Source organism: Rhodanobacter sp. Root627 (assembly GCF_001427835.1).
GTDB lineage: Bacteria > Pseudomonadota > Gammaproteobacteria > Xanthomonadales > Rhodanobacteraceae > Rhodanobacter > Rhodanobacter ginsenosidimutans.
The window spans coordinates 753,466-768,486 of sequence record NZ_LMGW01000002.1 but is presented as its reverse complement, the minus strand read 5'-3'; the positions used below and the strand labels follow the sequence as shown (position 1 = coordinate 768,486).

At 68.0% G+C, this 15,021-nt stretch carries 10 protein-coding genes; 8 read left to right on the top strand and 2 right to left on the bottom strand.

Annotated elements, in window-relative coordinates; genetic code table 11:
* Positions 1-203: 203 nt before the first annotated feature.
* The 4 genes from hrpB to ASD68_RS10680 all read left to right on the top strand — a co-directional run bounded on the left by hrpB (position 204) and on the right by ASD68_RS10680 (position 7,296).
* The gene (hrpB, locus tag ASD68_RS10695) at positions 204-2,702 is read left to right on the top strand and encodes an ATP-dependent helicase HrpB (protein ID WP_056606530.1); all 2,499 of its coding nucleotides are present in this window, start codon (positions 204-206) and stop codon (positions 2,700-2,702) included.
* A gap of 186 nt (positions 2,703-2,888) precedes the next feature.
* Complete coding sequence (locus tag ASD68_RS10690) at positions 2,889-5,525, top strand: EAL domain-containing protein (protein ID WP_056606527.1); 2,637 nt, start codon at positions 2,889-2,891, stop codon at positions 5,523-5,525.
* 93 nt (positions 5,526-5,618) lie between these two features.
* Positions 5,619-5,951, top strand: a complete 333-nt coding sequence (locus ASD68_RS16635) for a DUF1161 domain-containing protein (protein WP_200945369.1) — start codon at positions 5,619-5,621, stop codon at positions 5,949-5,951.
* Positions 5,952-6,033: 82 nt separating this feature from the next.
* Entirely contained in the window at positions 6,034-7,296 is a 1,263-nt protein-coding gene (locus tag ASD68_RS10680; protein ID WP_056606524.1) for a TIGR03862 family flavoprotein, read from the top strand.
* 247 nt (positions 7,297-7,543) lie between these two features.
* Here ASD68_RS10680 and dbpA read toward each other — a convergent pair whose 3' ends face one another.
* Positions 7,544-8,923: an ATP-dependent RNA helicase DbpA gene (gene dbpA, locus ASD68_RS10675; RefSeq protein WP_056606521.1), complete on the bottom strand. Its 1,380-nt coding sequence runs from the start codon at positions 8,921-8,923 to the stop codon at positions 7,544-7,546.
* A 217-nt stretch (positions 8,924-9,140) separates the two neighbouring features.
* On the opposite strand from dbpA, the gene folB reads away from it, so the two are divergent.
* Together folB and folK are read left to right on the top strand one after the other, a co-directional pair.
* Positions 9,141-9,500 carry a dihydroneopterin aldolase gene (gene folB / locus ASD68_RS10670; RefSeq protein ID WP_056082762.1) on the top strand — a complete coding sequence of 120 codons (360 nt, stop codon included), beginning with the start codon at positions 9,141-9,143 and terminating at the stop codon, positions 9,498-9,500.
* Positions 9,500-9,988: a 2-amino-4-hydroxy-6-hydroxymethyldihydropteridine diphosphokinase gene (gene folK / locus ASD68_RS10665; RefSeq protein WP_056606518.1), complete on the top strand. Its 489-nt coding sequence runs from the start codon at positions 9,500-9,502 to the stop codon at positions 9,986-9,988. Before folB ends, folK begins: the two co-directional genes overlap by 1 nt.
* Before the next feature lie 49 nt (positions 9,989-10,037).
* Here the strand turns inward: folK and putA are convergent, their stop codons facing one another.
* Entirely contained in the window at positions 10,038-13,214 is a 3,177-nt protein-coding gene (putA, locus tag ASD68_RS10660) for a bifunctional proline dehydrogenase/L-glutamate gamma-semialdehyde dehydrogenase PutA (protein ID WP_056607506.1), read from the bottom strand.
* Positions 13,215-13,550: 336 nt separating this feature from the next.
* On the opposite strand from putA, the gene ASD68_RS10655 reads away from it, so the two are divergent.
* Together ASD68_RS10655 and coxB are read left to right on the top strand one after the other, a co-directional pair.
* Entirely contained in the window at positions 13,551-13,991 is a 441-nt protein-coding gene (locus tag ASD68_RS10655; protein ID WP_056084176.1) for a DUF2244 domain-containing protein, read from the top strand.
* Positions 13,992-14,011: 20 nt separating this feature from the next.
* Complete coding sequence (coxB, locus tag ASD68_RS10650; RefSeq protein WP_056607504.1) at positions 14,012-14,947, top strand: cytochrome c oxidase subunit II; 936 nt, start codon at positions 14,012-14,014, stop codon at positions 14,945-14,947.
* Positions 14,948-15,021 lie beyond the last annotated feature (74 nt).

Sequence of the window (15,021 nt, the reverse complement as noted above, 5' to 3'; positions counted from 1 at the left end):
GGGGAGAGGATTGAGGAGAGGGGCGGGGCTTGCGGTGAAGTTGGTGACGGGGTTCTCGGCGTCGTGGGCGACTTCGTTGGGGCTTCCCCGCGGCGTGTCCCCTCTCCCCAGCCCTCTCCCCAAGGGGAGAGGGAATTACGGATTCTTCCAGCGTTGAGGCGGGGCGCGGGGTAGCCACACCCCTCGCCGTTATCATTCACTGAATGACCGTCTTTCCCATCACTCCGCTGCTGCCCGGCATTCGTGCCTCGCTCGCCGATCATCCGCGGCTGGTGCTGGAGGCGCCGCCGGGAGCGGGCAAGACGACGCAGGTGCCGCTGGCGTTGCTCGACCAGCCGTGGTTGGCGGGTGGAAAAATACTGATGCTGGAGCCGCGCCGCATCGCGGCGCGCGCGGCGGCGCAATACATGGCGCAGCAGTTGGGCGAGGCGGTGGGGCAGACGGTGGGCTATCGCATCCGTTTCGAGGCGAAGGTCGGTCCCGCCACGCGGATCGAGGTGATCACCGAGGGCATCCTCACCCGGTTGATCCAGCGCGATCCGGAGTTGGCCGGCATCGGTGCGATCGTGTTCGACGAATTCCACGAGCGGCATCTGGCCGGCGACCTGGGCGCGGCGCTGGCGCTGGACATCCAGGCCACCCTGCGGCCCGACCTGCGGCTGCTGCTGATGTCGGCCACGCTGGACGGCGAGCGCATCGCGCAGTGGCTGGATGCGCCGCGCATCACCAGCCCCGGCCGCAGTTTTCCCGTGCACATCGTGCATCCGCCCGCGCGCGCGCAGGAGAGCGTGGAGCAGCAGCTGGCCCGGGTGACGCGGCTGGCGCTGCAGGAGAACGCCGGCGACGTGCTGGCCTTCCTGCCCGGCCGGCGCGAGATCGCGCGGGCGCAGGCCTTGCTGGCAGCGGTGGCCGATGACTACCCCGCGTTGGAGATCGTGCCGCTGCATGGCGAGCTTTCGCTGGCCGAACAGCAGGCGGCCTTGAGCGATGCGGAGCCGGGGACGCGCCGCGTGGTGCTGGCCACCAACGTGGCCGAGTCCAGCATCACGCTGCCGGGCATCCGCGCAGTGATCGACAGCGGGCTGGCGCGCGAGCCGCGTTTCGATCCGAACTCCGGCTTCAGCCGCCTGGAAACGGTGAACATCTCGCAGGCCTCCGCCGACCAGCGCGCGGGCCGTGCCGGCCGCGTGGCCGCGGGTACGGCGTACCGGCTGTGGCCGCAGAGCAGGCGGCTGGAAACCGCGCGCACGCCGGAGATCGCGCAGGCCGACCTGTCCGGCCTGGCGCTGGAACTGGCCGCATGGGGCAGCGCCGCACTGCCGTGGCTGGACCCGCCGCCGCCCGGTGCATTGGCGCAGGCGCGCGAACTGCTGCGCGCCCTGGCGGCGGTGGACAACGACCACCGCATCACCGCGCTGGGCCGCGACCTGCTGGAACTGGGTGCCACGCCGCGGCTGGGCGCCGCTGCCTTGCGCGCGCCGGCCACGCTGCGTCCGCTGATCGCCGACCTGCTGGCGCTGATGGAGGCGCGCTCGCCGCTGCGCGGCGAGCAGTCGCGCAGCGATGATTTCCGCGACCGGGTCACCGCCCTGCATGCCTGGCGCGACCGGCGCGGCGCGCTGGCGCGGGGCGCGGTGGATGCCGGCGCGCTGGCCGCGATCGAGCAGGCCAGCAAGGGCTGGCGCAGACGTCTGGACGTCCATACGTCCGCCAGCGGTACGCCGGGAAGCCATGCCGTCGGCGACCTCCTTCTGCACGCGTTTCCCGATCGGGTGGCGCATCGCAGCGGCAGCGATCCGCTGCGCTACACGCTGGCCAACGGCCGTGGTGCACGATTGCATGAGAACACCGCCCTGCATGGCGAACCATGGCTGGTGGCGCTGGATCTGCGCCACGAGGCGCGCGACAGCCTGATCCTGGCCGCCGCACCGCTGGATCCGGACGTGCTGGAGCGCGATTACCCGGAACAATTCACCCGCCAGCGCACGCAGCGCTGGAACGACGAGCGCGGTGCAGTGGAGGCGTTCGAGGAACGCCGCTTCGGCGCCATCGTGCTGGAGCGCCGCAGCGTGCTGGTGGACGCGCGCGATGCGTTGCCGGCCTTGCTCGCCGCCGTGCGCAACGGCGGGCTTGACCTGCTGCCGTGGAGTGAATCGGCGCGCCGCTTGCGCGCCCGCATGCAGGCATTGCGCGCATGGATGCCGGCGCTGGGTCTGCCCGACGTTGCCGACACCGCGTTGCTGGCCACGCTGGAACAGTGGCTGGCGCCGTATCTGGACGGCGTGCACCGGCTCGATGCGTTGCGCGCCGACACGCTGTCGCAGGCGCTGTCGGCGATGCTCGATCATGCGCAGCGTCAGGCGCTGGACCAGCACGCGCCCGAAAGCCTCACCGTGCCCAGTGGCCAGCAGCGGCGGCTCGACTATGTGCCCGGCGAACCACCGGTGCTGGCGGTGAAACTGCAGGAACTGTTCGGCCTGGCCGACACGCCGCGCATCGGTGGTGGACGCATTCCAGTCACGCTGCATCTGCTGTCGCCGGCCGGCCGGCCGATCCAGGTGACCCAGGACCTGCACGGTTTCTGGCAGCGCACCTATCCCGAGGTCCGGCGCGAACTGAAAGGTCGCTATCCGCGCCACCCGTGGCCGGACGATCCATGGACGGCGCCACCGACCCATCGCGCCAAACCTCGCCCGCGCTGACGATTGTCGAGGAATTCTGGCGACCTTCACCGGGCTGCGTGGCCGGTCAACTGCGGTGTTCGCGCTGCGTGGTTATCTGTACCATCGATCACGCCATGGCTATCCATGGGGGACGTCTTGCGTACAACCAAACGCTCCATTGCTCCAGCAGCGCCGGACACCGCAGTCTTCGGCCCGGATCGGGGTATGCCCGCGCCGGGGCCTCGGCGATCCTCCGCTTACGGGTGGAGCCTGCTGGCGTTGTTGCTGGGCCTGGCGCTGACGATGCTGCTGCGTTACCAGCAGATCCAGCGGGAGCAAGCCGCGCTGGAGCTCACCCGCAGCGCCCTGGTCGACAAGAGCTCGGTCGCATTGATAACGCAGTTGCATGCGGCGGAAAGCCTGCTGCGCGCGGTGCAGAGCCTGTTCCTTTCCTCCGACGAGGTAAGCGAGCAGGAGTTCGCCAACATCTACGCCAACCTGCAGCCACGCCGCCGCTTCCCTTCGCTGCAGGCGCTTGCCTATGCGCGAAAAGAGATAAAGGCGGATGGCGTCCACTACGTCACTACCTGGGTGCAACCGCTGTCGGGCAATGCCGCCCTGGCCGGGCTGGACATCAACGCGCAGCCGAACAACCTGCAAGGCGTGATCGCCTCGCGTGATACCGACCTGCCCACCTTGTCGGCCCCGTTCCGGCTGGCGCAGCAGACGGGTGCGTTGCCGCGCAACGACGGCATCACCCTGCGCATGCCGATCTTCAACCCCGGGTCGCCACCGGCGTCGGTGGAGGAGCGGCGTCGGCGCGAGGCCGGGTCGCTGGCGGTGTCGTTTCGGGTCAGCGGCCTGATCGGCAATGCGATTTCGCAAGACGTCACGCAGATGTTCCGCGTGCGCATCACCGACGTCACCGATGCCGGGCAGCAACTTCTGTTCGACTCGGCCGCGACGGCGAAGGTCGATGACGACAAGGATTTCCACCGTCGGCTTGCCTATGGCGGGCGGGTGTGGCGCCTGGACCTGCAACCGCGCGCGACCGCCCGGGCCGGCTTCGACCTGGGCGACTCGGCGCTGCCTGTCGGCGTGCTGGCCAGCATCCTGCTGGCGATGCTGGTGTTCACCATCGCCAGCACCCGCCAGCGGGCGATCGCCCTGGCGTGGCACATGACCAGTCGTTACCGCGAGAGCGAAGAGCGCTTTCGCGCGCTGAACGATCTGCTGCCGGCGCTGGTCCTGCTGGCCGACGGGCATGACGGCGCCATCACCTATGCCAACCGCGCGTCCCGCGAGCGGCTTGGCGAAAACGTGGGTGAGCGGCGGCTGTCGGACCTGTTCGAGGACCCGCGTCTGTATCCCGACATGGGGCAACCGGACCAACGCGATTTCCACCGCCTCAGCGCCCAGCTGTGCGATGAGCAGGGTTACCGGTTCTGGGCCGACGTGGCCATCTCCAAGGTGGTTCTGGACGGCGCCGACAAGTTGCTGATGGTGGCGATCGACGTCACCGAACAGCGGCAGTTGAACGAGATGCTGAGCTTCCAGGCCAGCCACGACGCGCTGACCGAGCTGTACAACCGGCGCGAATTCGAGAGCCGCCTGCAAAGCATCCTCAACGCCACCGAAACCGGTGCGCCGATGGCGGTGCTGCTGTACATCGACCTGGACCAGTTCAAGCTGATCAACGACACCTCCGGCCATATCGCCGGCGATCACCTGCTGGCGCAATTGGCCGCCACCATGCACAAGCAGCTTTCGGCCACCGACGTGCTGGCGCGGCTGGGTGGCGACGAGTTCGGCGTGCTGGCGCTGGGCGTGCGCGATCGCGAGGACGCCGAAGCGTTGGCCGAGCGCGTGCGCCACTGCATCGACGAGTGGATCTTCGTGTGGGAGCAGCGCAGCTACACGGTCAGCGCCAGCATCGGCGTGGTGATGATCGACCAGCCGGGCATGACCATGAAGGACCTGCTGGCGCGCGCCGACACCGCCTGCTACATGGCCAAGGAGCTGGGCCGCAACCGCGTGCATTTCTATTCCGAGCGCGACGACGAGGCCGCGCGTCGCCGCGGCGAGATGGAGTGGGCCAATCGCCTGCGCTGGGCCATCGATGAAAAGCGTCTGGTGCTGGTCTACCAGGAACTGATACCGCTGTCGCCGCGGCCCGGCTCGGGCCCCCGGGTGGAGTTGCTGCTGCGCTTCCGTGACGATTCCGGCGCGCTGGTGCTGCCGGGCGTGTTCATGCCCGCGGCCGAGCGCTACAGCCTGATGCCGATGCTCGATCGCTGGGTGGTCGAGACCGCGCTGGCGCATTTCGACCAGTTGCACCCGGCTGGGGCCGACCTGCGGCTGGCGACGATCAACCTGTCCGGCGCCAGCGTCGAGGACGACGCGCTGGCCGACCTGATCATCGCCTTGCTGAAGAAACACGGGGTGGCGCCGTCGCGGGTGTGTTTCGAGATCACCGAAACCGTGGCGGTGCGCAACCTGTCGCGCGTGGCCCGTTTCATGGAGCAACTGCGCCAGGTCGGCTGCAAGACCGCGCTGGACGATTTCGGCGTCGGCATGTCGTCGTTCGCGTATCTGAAGAACCTGCCGATCGACATCATCAAGATCGATGGCAGCTTCATCCGCGACATGCTCACCGACCCGGTCAGCCACGCCATCGTGCGTGCGGTCGCCGACATCGGCCAGCGGCTGGGGCTGGAAGTGGTGGCCGAGTGGGTGGCCGACGAGGAAACGCTGCGCGTGCTCACTGCGATGGGCGTCGGCCACGCGCAAGGTTTCAGCCTGCATGCGCCGGAGCCGGCGCGATTCCAGTCCGGCGGAACGGTGCATCCGCCTGCACCGTGATGCGCAGGCGTGGCCAGGTCATGCAACGTTCCTAGACGCGGCGTTCATCGCGGCTGTCGTCTGATGGCGAGATTCCACCCAGGAGAGGTCGCCATGAACATGCGTATCGGATTGGGAGTACTGGCGCTGGCGATGATGCCGCTGCTTGCCCACGCGTCCTGCGACACGGTGAAGGCGGATATCGACGCCAAGATCAAGGCCAACGGCGTGGCCGACTACACGCTGGCCGTCGTGCCGGCGGGGCAGGAGGCAGCGTCGGGCAAGGTGGTGGGGCATTGCCAGGGTGACCAGCAGATCGTCTACACGCGCGGCGCCGTCAGCGCTTCGAGCCCGACCAGCGACAGCCCGGCCAGCCCGGCCATGCCGATGAATGACGACAGCGCCAAGGGCAGCGAGCCGGCACCGGCATCCACCGCCGGTCATTGATCCCGCGGGCGCCGTTGCGCCCAAGCAACGCTGATGTTGATGGCACGGATGCCATCGCGGGCGCTCGTGCGACCATGGACGCATGACGCAAGAAAACCATTCACCGCACCTGACCATCATCGGCGGCGGCCCCGCCGGATTGATGGCGGCGGAGGCCGCCGTCGCGGCGGGCGTGGCAGTCGACGTGTACGACGCGATGGGTTCGGTCGGGCGCAAATTCCTGCTCGCCGGCAAGGGTGGCCTCAACCTCACCCACGGCGAGCCACTGGCCGCTTTCGTGCAGCGCTATGGCGAACGCCAGCACGCCGTGGCGTCATGGCTGGCGGCGTTCGATGCCGACGCGCTGCGTGAGTGGGCGCGCGGGCTGGGCGTGGAAACCTTCGTCGGCAGTTCCGGTCGGGTATTCCCGCGCGACATGAAGGCCGCCCCGCTGCTGCGCGCGTGGCTGCGGCGCCTGCGCGAATCGGGCGTGGGCTTTCACATGCACCATCGCTGGCTGGGCTGGAACGCCTCCGGCGCACTGCGCTTCGCCACACCCGCGGGAGAACAGGAACGACAAGCCGATGCCGTGCTGCTGGCGTTGGGGGGCGCCAGTTGGCCACGGCTGGGTTCCGACGGCGCCTGGGTCGGCGCGCTGGAACAACTCGGCGCCGAAGTGGCGCCGCTGCAACCGGCCAACGGCGGTTTCGAGGTGCGCTGGAGCGAATACCTGATCCAGCGTTTCGCCGGCGCGCCATTGAAACCGGTGGTGGTGCACTGGCGCGATCGCGCCGGGCAGACGCACGCGCGCCAGGGCGAGTGCGTGATCAGCGAGTACGGCATCGAGGGCAGTCTCATCTATGCCATCGGCGCCGAACTGCGCGAGCAACTGGCCACGCGCGGCGAAGCGCAGCTCATGCTGGATCTGGTCCCCGGCTACAGCCAGAGCGTGCTGGCCGAACGGCTGGCGGCACCGCGCGGCAAGCACAGCATCGGCGACTGGCTGCGACGGCGGGCAGGGCTCGATGGCGCCAAGGCGGCGCTGGTATTCGAGCTGACCGACAAGCCCACCCTGGCCGACCCCGTCGCGCTGGCCGTGCAGTTGAAAGCGCTGCCGCTGCAGCTATGCGCACCGCGCCCACTGGCCGAAACCATCAGCACTGCCGGCGGCGTGCGGCTGGAATCGTTGGACGGGGCGCTGATGCTGCGCACGCGCCCCGGCGTGTTCTGCGCCGGCGAAATGCTGGACTGGGAAGCCCCCACCGGCGGCTACCTGCTGACCGCCTGCTTCGCCAGTGGCCTGATCGCCGGCCGCGGCGCCGCGCAGTGGTTGCAGGAACAGGCGCGCAGCAAATCAGAACCGTAACCGCTGCACCTCAGCCCCCAAAAAAGCCGTAATACCCTCTCCCTGGCGGGGAGAGGGCAGGGAGAGGGGGACACGCCGCGGGAAGCTTCAACGAAGCCATTCACGACGCCGAAAAGCTCCGCCCGACCTCTCCGCAAGCACCGCCCCCTCTCCTGTGTCCTCTCCCCAATGGGGAGAGGAGATTAAGGTCCCTTCGGGCTTCTCTGTTGTCGGGAAGCGAAGGACAGGCCTTCGTTCGCGGCTCTCATCACCCCAACGGCCTTACCCGGAAATTCCGCCCCTTGATCCTGCCAGCGCGCAGCCGTTCCAGCGCCTTGTTCGCCAGCGCGCGGCTGATCGCCACATAAGCGCGGGTGGCGAACACGTCGATCTTGCCGATGTCTTTCGCCGCCAATCCCGCCTCGCCGGTGAGCGCGCCCAGGATGTCGCCGGGGCGCAGTTTGTCCTGTCGGCCGGCGTCGATCACCAGGGTTTTCATCGGTGCCAGGTGCAGGGTCTTGCCGCGCGACGGCGCGACTTTCAGCGGACGCCACGGCAGCGGCGCGCCGCTGAGTTCTTCGATGTTGGCGGCTTTCGGCCGCTCGCGCGGCGCGCACAGGGTGATCGCGAGCCCGGCCTGGCCGGCGCGGCCGGTGCGGCCGATGCGGTGGGTGTGGGTTTCCGGATCGTGCGCGATGTCGTAGCTGACCACCAGCGGCAGCGCGGCGATGTCCAGGCCGCGCGCCGCCACGTCGGTGGCGACCAGCACCGCGCAGCTGTGGTTGGCGAAACGCACCAGCACTTCATCACGATCGCGCTGTTCCATGTCGCCGTGCAGGGCCAGCGCGGAGAAGCCGCGGCGATCAAGCTCCTGCGCCACCGCATCCACCTCGCGGCGCATGTTGCAGAACACCAGCGCCTGCTCGGCGTGCGCGCCACCCAGCAATTGGGTCAGCGCGTCGATCTTCTGCGCCGGCTCCACTTCGTGGAAACGCTGCTCGATGGCCGGCTTTTCATCGGCCGGCGCTTCCACCGTCACTTCCACCGGATCGTTCTGCACGCGCTGGCTCACGGCGCGGATTTCATCAGGGTAGGTGGCCGAGAACAGCAAGGTCTGATGATGCTTGGCGATGCGCCCGATGATGTCGTCGATGGCTTCGGTGAAGCCCATGTCCAGCATGCGGTCGGCCTCGTCCAGCACCAGCACCTTGATGCCGCCGCCGTGCAGGCTCTGCCGTTTCAGGTGCTCCTGCACGCGGCCGGGCGTACCCACCACGATGTGCGGGTCGTGTGCGAGCGAGGCCAGTTGCGGCCCCAGCGGCATGCCGCCGCACAGGGTCAGCAGCTTCACGTTGGGGATGTTGGCGGCCAGCTTGCGGATCGCCTTGCTGACCTGGTCGGCCAGCTCGCGGGTGGGGCAGAGCACCAGCGCCTGCAGCCGGATCGTATCCACGTCGATCGCCTGCAGCAGGCTCAGCCCGAACGCGGCGGTCTTGCCGCTGCCGGTCTGCGCCTGCGCAATCACGTCGCGGCCCTCGAGCATCGGCGGCAGGCTTTGCGCCTGTACCGGGGTCATTTCGGTGTAGCCGAGGGTTTCCACGCTGGCGAGCAGGGCGGGTTTGAGCGGGAGCGTGTTGAAGGAAGTCATGTGTGCATGATCGCATCTATGCCGCGCGCTCGTTGGGTGTGCGGCTGGCGGCCCTTCGACTCCGCTGCGCTACGCTCAGGGAGAACGGTGGTTGGATTGCAGCGCTACACGCCGATGGCCCTGAGCGCAGCGGAGTCGAAGAGCATGCATCGCCACGCTTGCATCCGCCCGCGCACTGACCGACCCTGTGCGGCTACCGTCATCAGTGGTCACCGCCATGGATATCGTTTTCATCGAGGACCTGCGCGTCGATACCGTCATCGGCATCTACGACTGGGAGCGCCGCGTGCGCCAGACCCTGTCGCTGGATGTGGAGATGGCGTTCGACAACACCGTGCCCGCCGCCGACGACGACATCGAGAAGACGCTCAACTACAAGGACATCGCCAAGCGCCTCAGCGCCTACGTGGGCGAGTCCAGTTTCGGCCTGGTGGAGACGCTGGCCGAGCGTTGCGCGGCGATCATCCGCGAGGAATTCGGGGTGAGCTGGGTGCGGCTGAAATTGTCCAAGCCGGGCGCGGTGCGCGGCGCGCATGCGGTGGGCGTGCGGATCGAACGCGGCGAGCGGCCCGCTTGATGGCACGTGTCTATCTGAGCCTGGGCTCCAATATCGAGCCGCAGCACTACCTGCCCGCCGCGTTGGCGGAATTGCGGCAGGCGTTCGGCCCGATCACGGTATCGCCGGCGTACCGCAGCCGCTCGGTGGGTTTCGATGGCGCGGATTTCGTGAACCTGGCGGTGGGGCTGGATACGCCGCTGTCGCCGGCCGCGCTGAACGACTGGCTGCACGCGCTGGAGGATCGCCACGGCCGCCGCCGCGACGGCCCGCGTTATTCGGATCGCACGCTGGATCTGGACATCGTGTTCTACGACGCGCTGGTGATCGACGGTCCGGGCCACCTGCAACTGCCGCGCAAGGAGTTGAAGCACGCGTTCGTGCTGCGGCCGATCGCCGATATCGCACCGGATTTCCGCCATCCGATCAGCGGCCAGCGCATGGCCGAGCTGTGGGCGACATTCCCGGTGGAACGCGAGCCGTTGACGTTGGAACCGTTGCCGGATTGAGGCCGAGCCGACGTGTCGCGTGCCAGTCGGCAACGCGACACGTGGCTGTTTACTCGCCGATGGTCAACAACGACGCATTGCCGCCGGCGGCGGTGGTGTTGATGGTCAGCGTGCGCTCGGTGGCGAAACGCAGCAGGTAATGCGGGCCGCCGGCCTTGGGGCCGGTGCCGGAGAGGTTCTCGCCACCGAACGGCTGCACGCCCACCACCGCGCCGATCTGGTTGCGGTTGACGTAGCAGTTGCCCACGCGGGTGTGCGTGGCCAGGTAGTCGACGGTATCGTTGATGCGGCTGTGGATGCCCAGGGTGAGGCCGTAGCCGGCGGCGTTGATCTGTGCCACCACGCCGGCCAGGTCGTTGGCCTTCCAGCGGATCACGTGCAGCACCGGGCCGAAGATTTCGCGCTGCAGGACATCGAGCGATGCGATCTCGTAGGCGCGCGGCGCGAAGAAGCTGCCGTGCTCCGTGCGTGCGGGATCGAGCGTCACCTCGGCGATTTTCTTCGCCTCGCGATCCATCCGCGCGGCATGGTCGACCAGGATCTTCAGCGCGTCCTCGTCGATCACCGGTCCCAGGTCGGTGGACAGCAGGCCGGGGTCGCCCACCTCCAGCTCGGCCATCGCGCCGGCCAGCATCGCCACGACCTTGTCGGCGATGTCGTCCTGCACGAACAGCACGCGGGCGGCCGAGCAGCGCTGGCCGGCGGACTGGAACGAGGACGCCATCACGTCCTTCACGATCTGCTCGGGCAGCGCGGAGGAGTCGGCGATCATCGCGTTCTGGCCGCCGGTTTCGGCGATCAGGGCGGCGATCGGCGCGTTGCGCGCGGCCAGCGCGCGGTTGATCGCCCACGCGGTGTCGGTGGAGCCGGTGAAGGCCACGCCGGACACGCGCGGGTCCTTCGTCAGCGCCACGCCCACCACGGCGCCATCGCCCGGCACGAACTGCAGCACTTCGGCGGGCACGCCCGCTTCGTGCAGCAGCTTCACCGCCAGGTAGCCGATCAGGCTGGTCTGCTCGGCGGGCTTGGCGATCACCGCGTTGCCCGCGGCCAGTGCCGCGCTGACCTGGCCCAGGAAAATCGCCAGCGGGAAATTCCACGGGCTGATGCAGACGAACACGCCGCGGCCGTTGAGGAACAACTGGTTGCTTTCGCCGGTGGGGCCGGGCAGTTGCTCCGGCTGGCCAAACAGGCGCCGCGCCATGGCGGCGTAGTAGCGCAGGAAATCGGCCGCCTCGCGGATTTCGGCGATCGCGTCGGGCAGGTTCTTGCCCGCCTCGCGCACGCACAGCGCGATGAATTCGCCGCGACGCGCTTCCAGCAGATCGGCGGCGTGCTCGAGGATCGCGGCGCGGCTGGCGGCGGGCAGGCGGTCCCAGCCCAGTTGCGCGGCCAGCGCGTTGTTCAGCGCCTTGTCGACGGTGGCGGCATCGGCGCTGAGGTAGCTGCCCAGGCTCTGGCGGCGGTCGGCGGGGTTGGTCACCGGCACGGTCACGTTGCCGGCGGCGGCGCCGGGCACCAGCGGTGTGGCCGTCCACGGACCGGTATGCGCGTTGACCGCCTCGGCCATCGCCTTCAATTCGTTGTCGTTGGAAAAGTTGACGCCCATGGAATTCTTCCTGGAGACAGCGTTGGGATTCTGCGCAAGCGCCGTGCTCTCGGCGTAGAGATTCACCGGCAGGGGAATGCGCGGATGCGGGATCGAGGCGAACGCGCGCACCGTCTCGCACGGGTCGGCCACCAGGTCGCGCACCGGCACGCTCTCGTCCACCACGCGGTTGACGAAACTGGTGTTGGCGCCGTTTTCCAGCAGGCGGCGTACCAGGTAGGGGAGCAGGTCTTCGTGCGTGCCCACCGGCGCGTACACGCGGCAGGGCACGTTCAAGTTGTCCGGCCCGATCACCTCGGCGTACAGGTCGGTGCCCATGCCGTGCAGGCGCTGGTATTCGAACGCGCGACCCTGGGCGATGTGATGCACGGCGGCGATGGTGTGCGCGTTGTGGGTGGCGAACTGCGGATAGATCAGCTCGCTGCCGCCATCGAACAGGCGACGCGCGCAGGCCAGGTAGGACACGTCGGTGTTCGGCTTGCGCGTGTAGACGGGGTAGCCGGCCAGGCCGGTTTCCTGCGCGCGCTTGATTTCGGCATCCCAGTAGGCGCCCTTCACCAGGCGCACGTACCAGCGGCGGTTGGCAGCGCGCGCGGTTTCGATCAGCCAGTCGATCACGAACGGGGTGCGCTTGGCGTAGGCCTGCACCACGATGCCCAGGCCGTTCCAGCCTTCCAGCGACGGGTGGGCGAAGACGTCGCCGATGATGTCCAGCGACAGCTCCAGTCGATCGGCCTCCTCGGCATCGACCGACAACGCGATGCCGTGCTTCATCGCCAGCTGCGACAGCTCCAGCAGTTTTTCGCCGAGCGCGCGACGGGCCAGCTCGCGCTTGGCCACTTCGTAGCGCGGGTACAGCGCCGACAGCTTCACCGAGATCGACGGCGCGTCGGTGTGGTTGGCGAACGGGCCGCGTGCGCCGATGGCGGCGATGGCGCGGCGGTAGTCCTCCTGGTAGCGCTCGGCGGTTTCGGCGGTGATCGCCGATTCGCCGAGCATGTCGTACGAATAGCGATAACGCGCGTTTTCCTTCTTCGCGCAACGGTCCAGCGCTTCGTCGATGGTTCGGCCCATCACGAACTGGTGGCCCATGATGCGCATCGCCTGGCGCACCGCCAGGCGGATCGCCGGCTCGCCCGCGCGGCCCACCAGCCGGCGCAACGACCCGGCGAAGTCATGGCGGGTGTCCTCGCTGAGGTTCACCAGCCGGCCGGTCAGCATCAGTCCCCAGGTGGAGGCGTTGACGAACAGCGACTCGCTCTGGCCCAGGTGCTTTTTCCAGTCGGCGTCGCCCAGCTTGTCGCGGATCAGCTTGTCGGCGGTGCCCTTGTCGGGAATGCGCAGCAATGCCTCGGCCACGCACATCAGCAGCACGCCTTCCTCGGAGGAGAGGTCGTACTGGCGCATGAAGGATTCGATTGCGCTCTGGTCATTCGATCGCGCACGCACGCGCGTGACCAGGCCGGCGGCGACGTCGATCACCTGTTCGCGTTCGACTGGCGGCAACGTGGCCTGCGCCAGCAGGTCGTTCACCGCTTCGGTTTCGTCGCGCAGCCAGGCGGCGGTGATGCGGGCGCGGGCGGGTTCGACAGTCTCCGGCAATTCGGGGCTGAGGATGGGTGATGCAGGGGGAGGGTAGTTCACGGAAGGACCGCAGGTATGCTGGGGAATCCGCCGGGGAGGGGCGGGAATCGCCGGATTGTACGCCGCGGCATGACCGCCCGGACCCCTGCCAAAAGGGGGGGTATGGCGTGCTGTCATGCATGCGCCTGACGGGCGACGCCGGGCGCTATTGGCGTTGCGCGACGGCGCGTCTTTCGGGCTGATCCAGGTCAGCAGGGTGCGACATTCTTGCCCACTGCCTCGCCGCGGCCTATCATTCCGTCGTTCCAGGCGCGCCGGATGTTCATGATCGTGCTTCGACCAACCGCCGCCGGGCTGCCGTGCGTGACGATGTGGCTTCGGCCCAATCGCATGCTGAGCCGGAGGGGGCTGGTACGGCTCATCGTGGCTCTGGTGGTTCTGGCGTTGATGTCGGCGGGGCTTGGCGTGTGGCAGGGGAATGTGTTTGCCCCGCTGTTTGCCGTGATCGAGTCGGTCGCCGTGGCCTGCGCGCTGAGCGTGGCCTGGCGTGCTGGCGATCGCGGCGAACGCATCACCCTCGACGAATCGTCGCTGGAGGTGCAATCGCTGCCTGGGCGGCGTTGCACGCGATTCCAGTCGTACTGGGTGCGCGTGGTGCTGGAGCCGGGCGAAGGACGCCATCGGCTTTTGCTGGCATCGCACGGAAACGCGTTGGAAATTGGTGCGTTCCTGGCCGAACAGGAGCGTGCCGAGCTGTCGAAGAAACTCATGGTGTTGCTGTCCGCCATTCACGGCCAGCCGCGCAAGTAGGTACAACAAAGGTGCAAGACATGACATCTGGCAGCATCAGGCATCACGGCATCAGGCGGGCATTCACCACACTGACCATTGGCGCGCTCGCGCTGTTCGGTGGCGCCGCCCAGGCCAATCCGCACTCCTGGCAGTTGAACCTGACTCGCGGCGCGAGCACCTGGTCTCCGGTGCCATATCACTTGAACAACATCTCGCTGGCCGTTTGCACGGTGATCGGCCTGCTGGTGTTCGGCGCGATGTTCGTCGCGATGTTCCGCTTCCGCAAATCACGCGGCGCCGTGGCCGAGAAGTGGTCGCACAACACCATGGTCGAAGTGGTCTGGACCACGATTCCGGTGCTGATCCTGATCACGCTGGCCTGGCTTGCCACCACCGGCGTCACCTCGTGGGCGGACACCACCGGCTCGCAGATGACGGTCAAGGTCACTGGCTACCAGTGGAAATGGCGCTACGACTACGTCGATTACATGGGCAAGCCGGTCGCCAAGGTCGGCTTCATGTCCAAGCTGGACCAGCAGAGCGACGACACCCGCCAGCTCGATTCGGGCATGGACCCGTACGCGGTCAAGGTCGGTGACGAAAACACCTACCTGCTGAATGTCGACAAGCCGCTGGTGGTTCCGGTCGACACCAAGATCCGTTTCGTGATCACCAGCGGCGACGTGATCCACTCATGGTGGGTCCCGGCAACCGGCTGGAAGATCGACGCGATCCCCGGCATCGTCAACTCGGCATGGGCCAACTTCACCACGCCGGGCACGTACCGCGGCCAGTGCGCCGAACTGTGCGGCCAGGATCATGGCTTCATGCCGATCGTGGTGGTGGTCAAGTCCAAGGCGGATTTCGCCACCTGGCTGGCCGCGCAGGAAGCCGCTTCCGGCGCGCCGGCAGCGGCGCCGCAGACCGCGCAAGTGGCCGCACCCGCACCGGTATCCGCTGGCGGGCAGGGCTGATCGCTCCGCACTCTTTTCGCCCTCCGCAGTTTCACGCAGTCGCATTCAATATTTCAGGTTAGAGGTGCACGGCC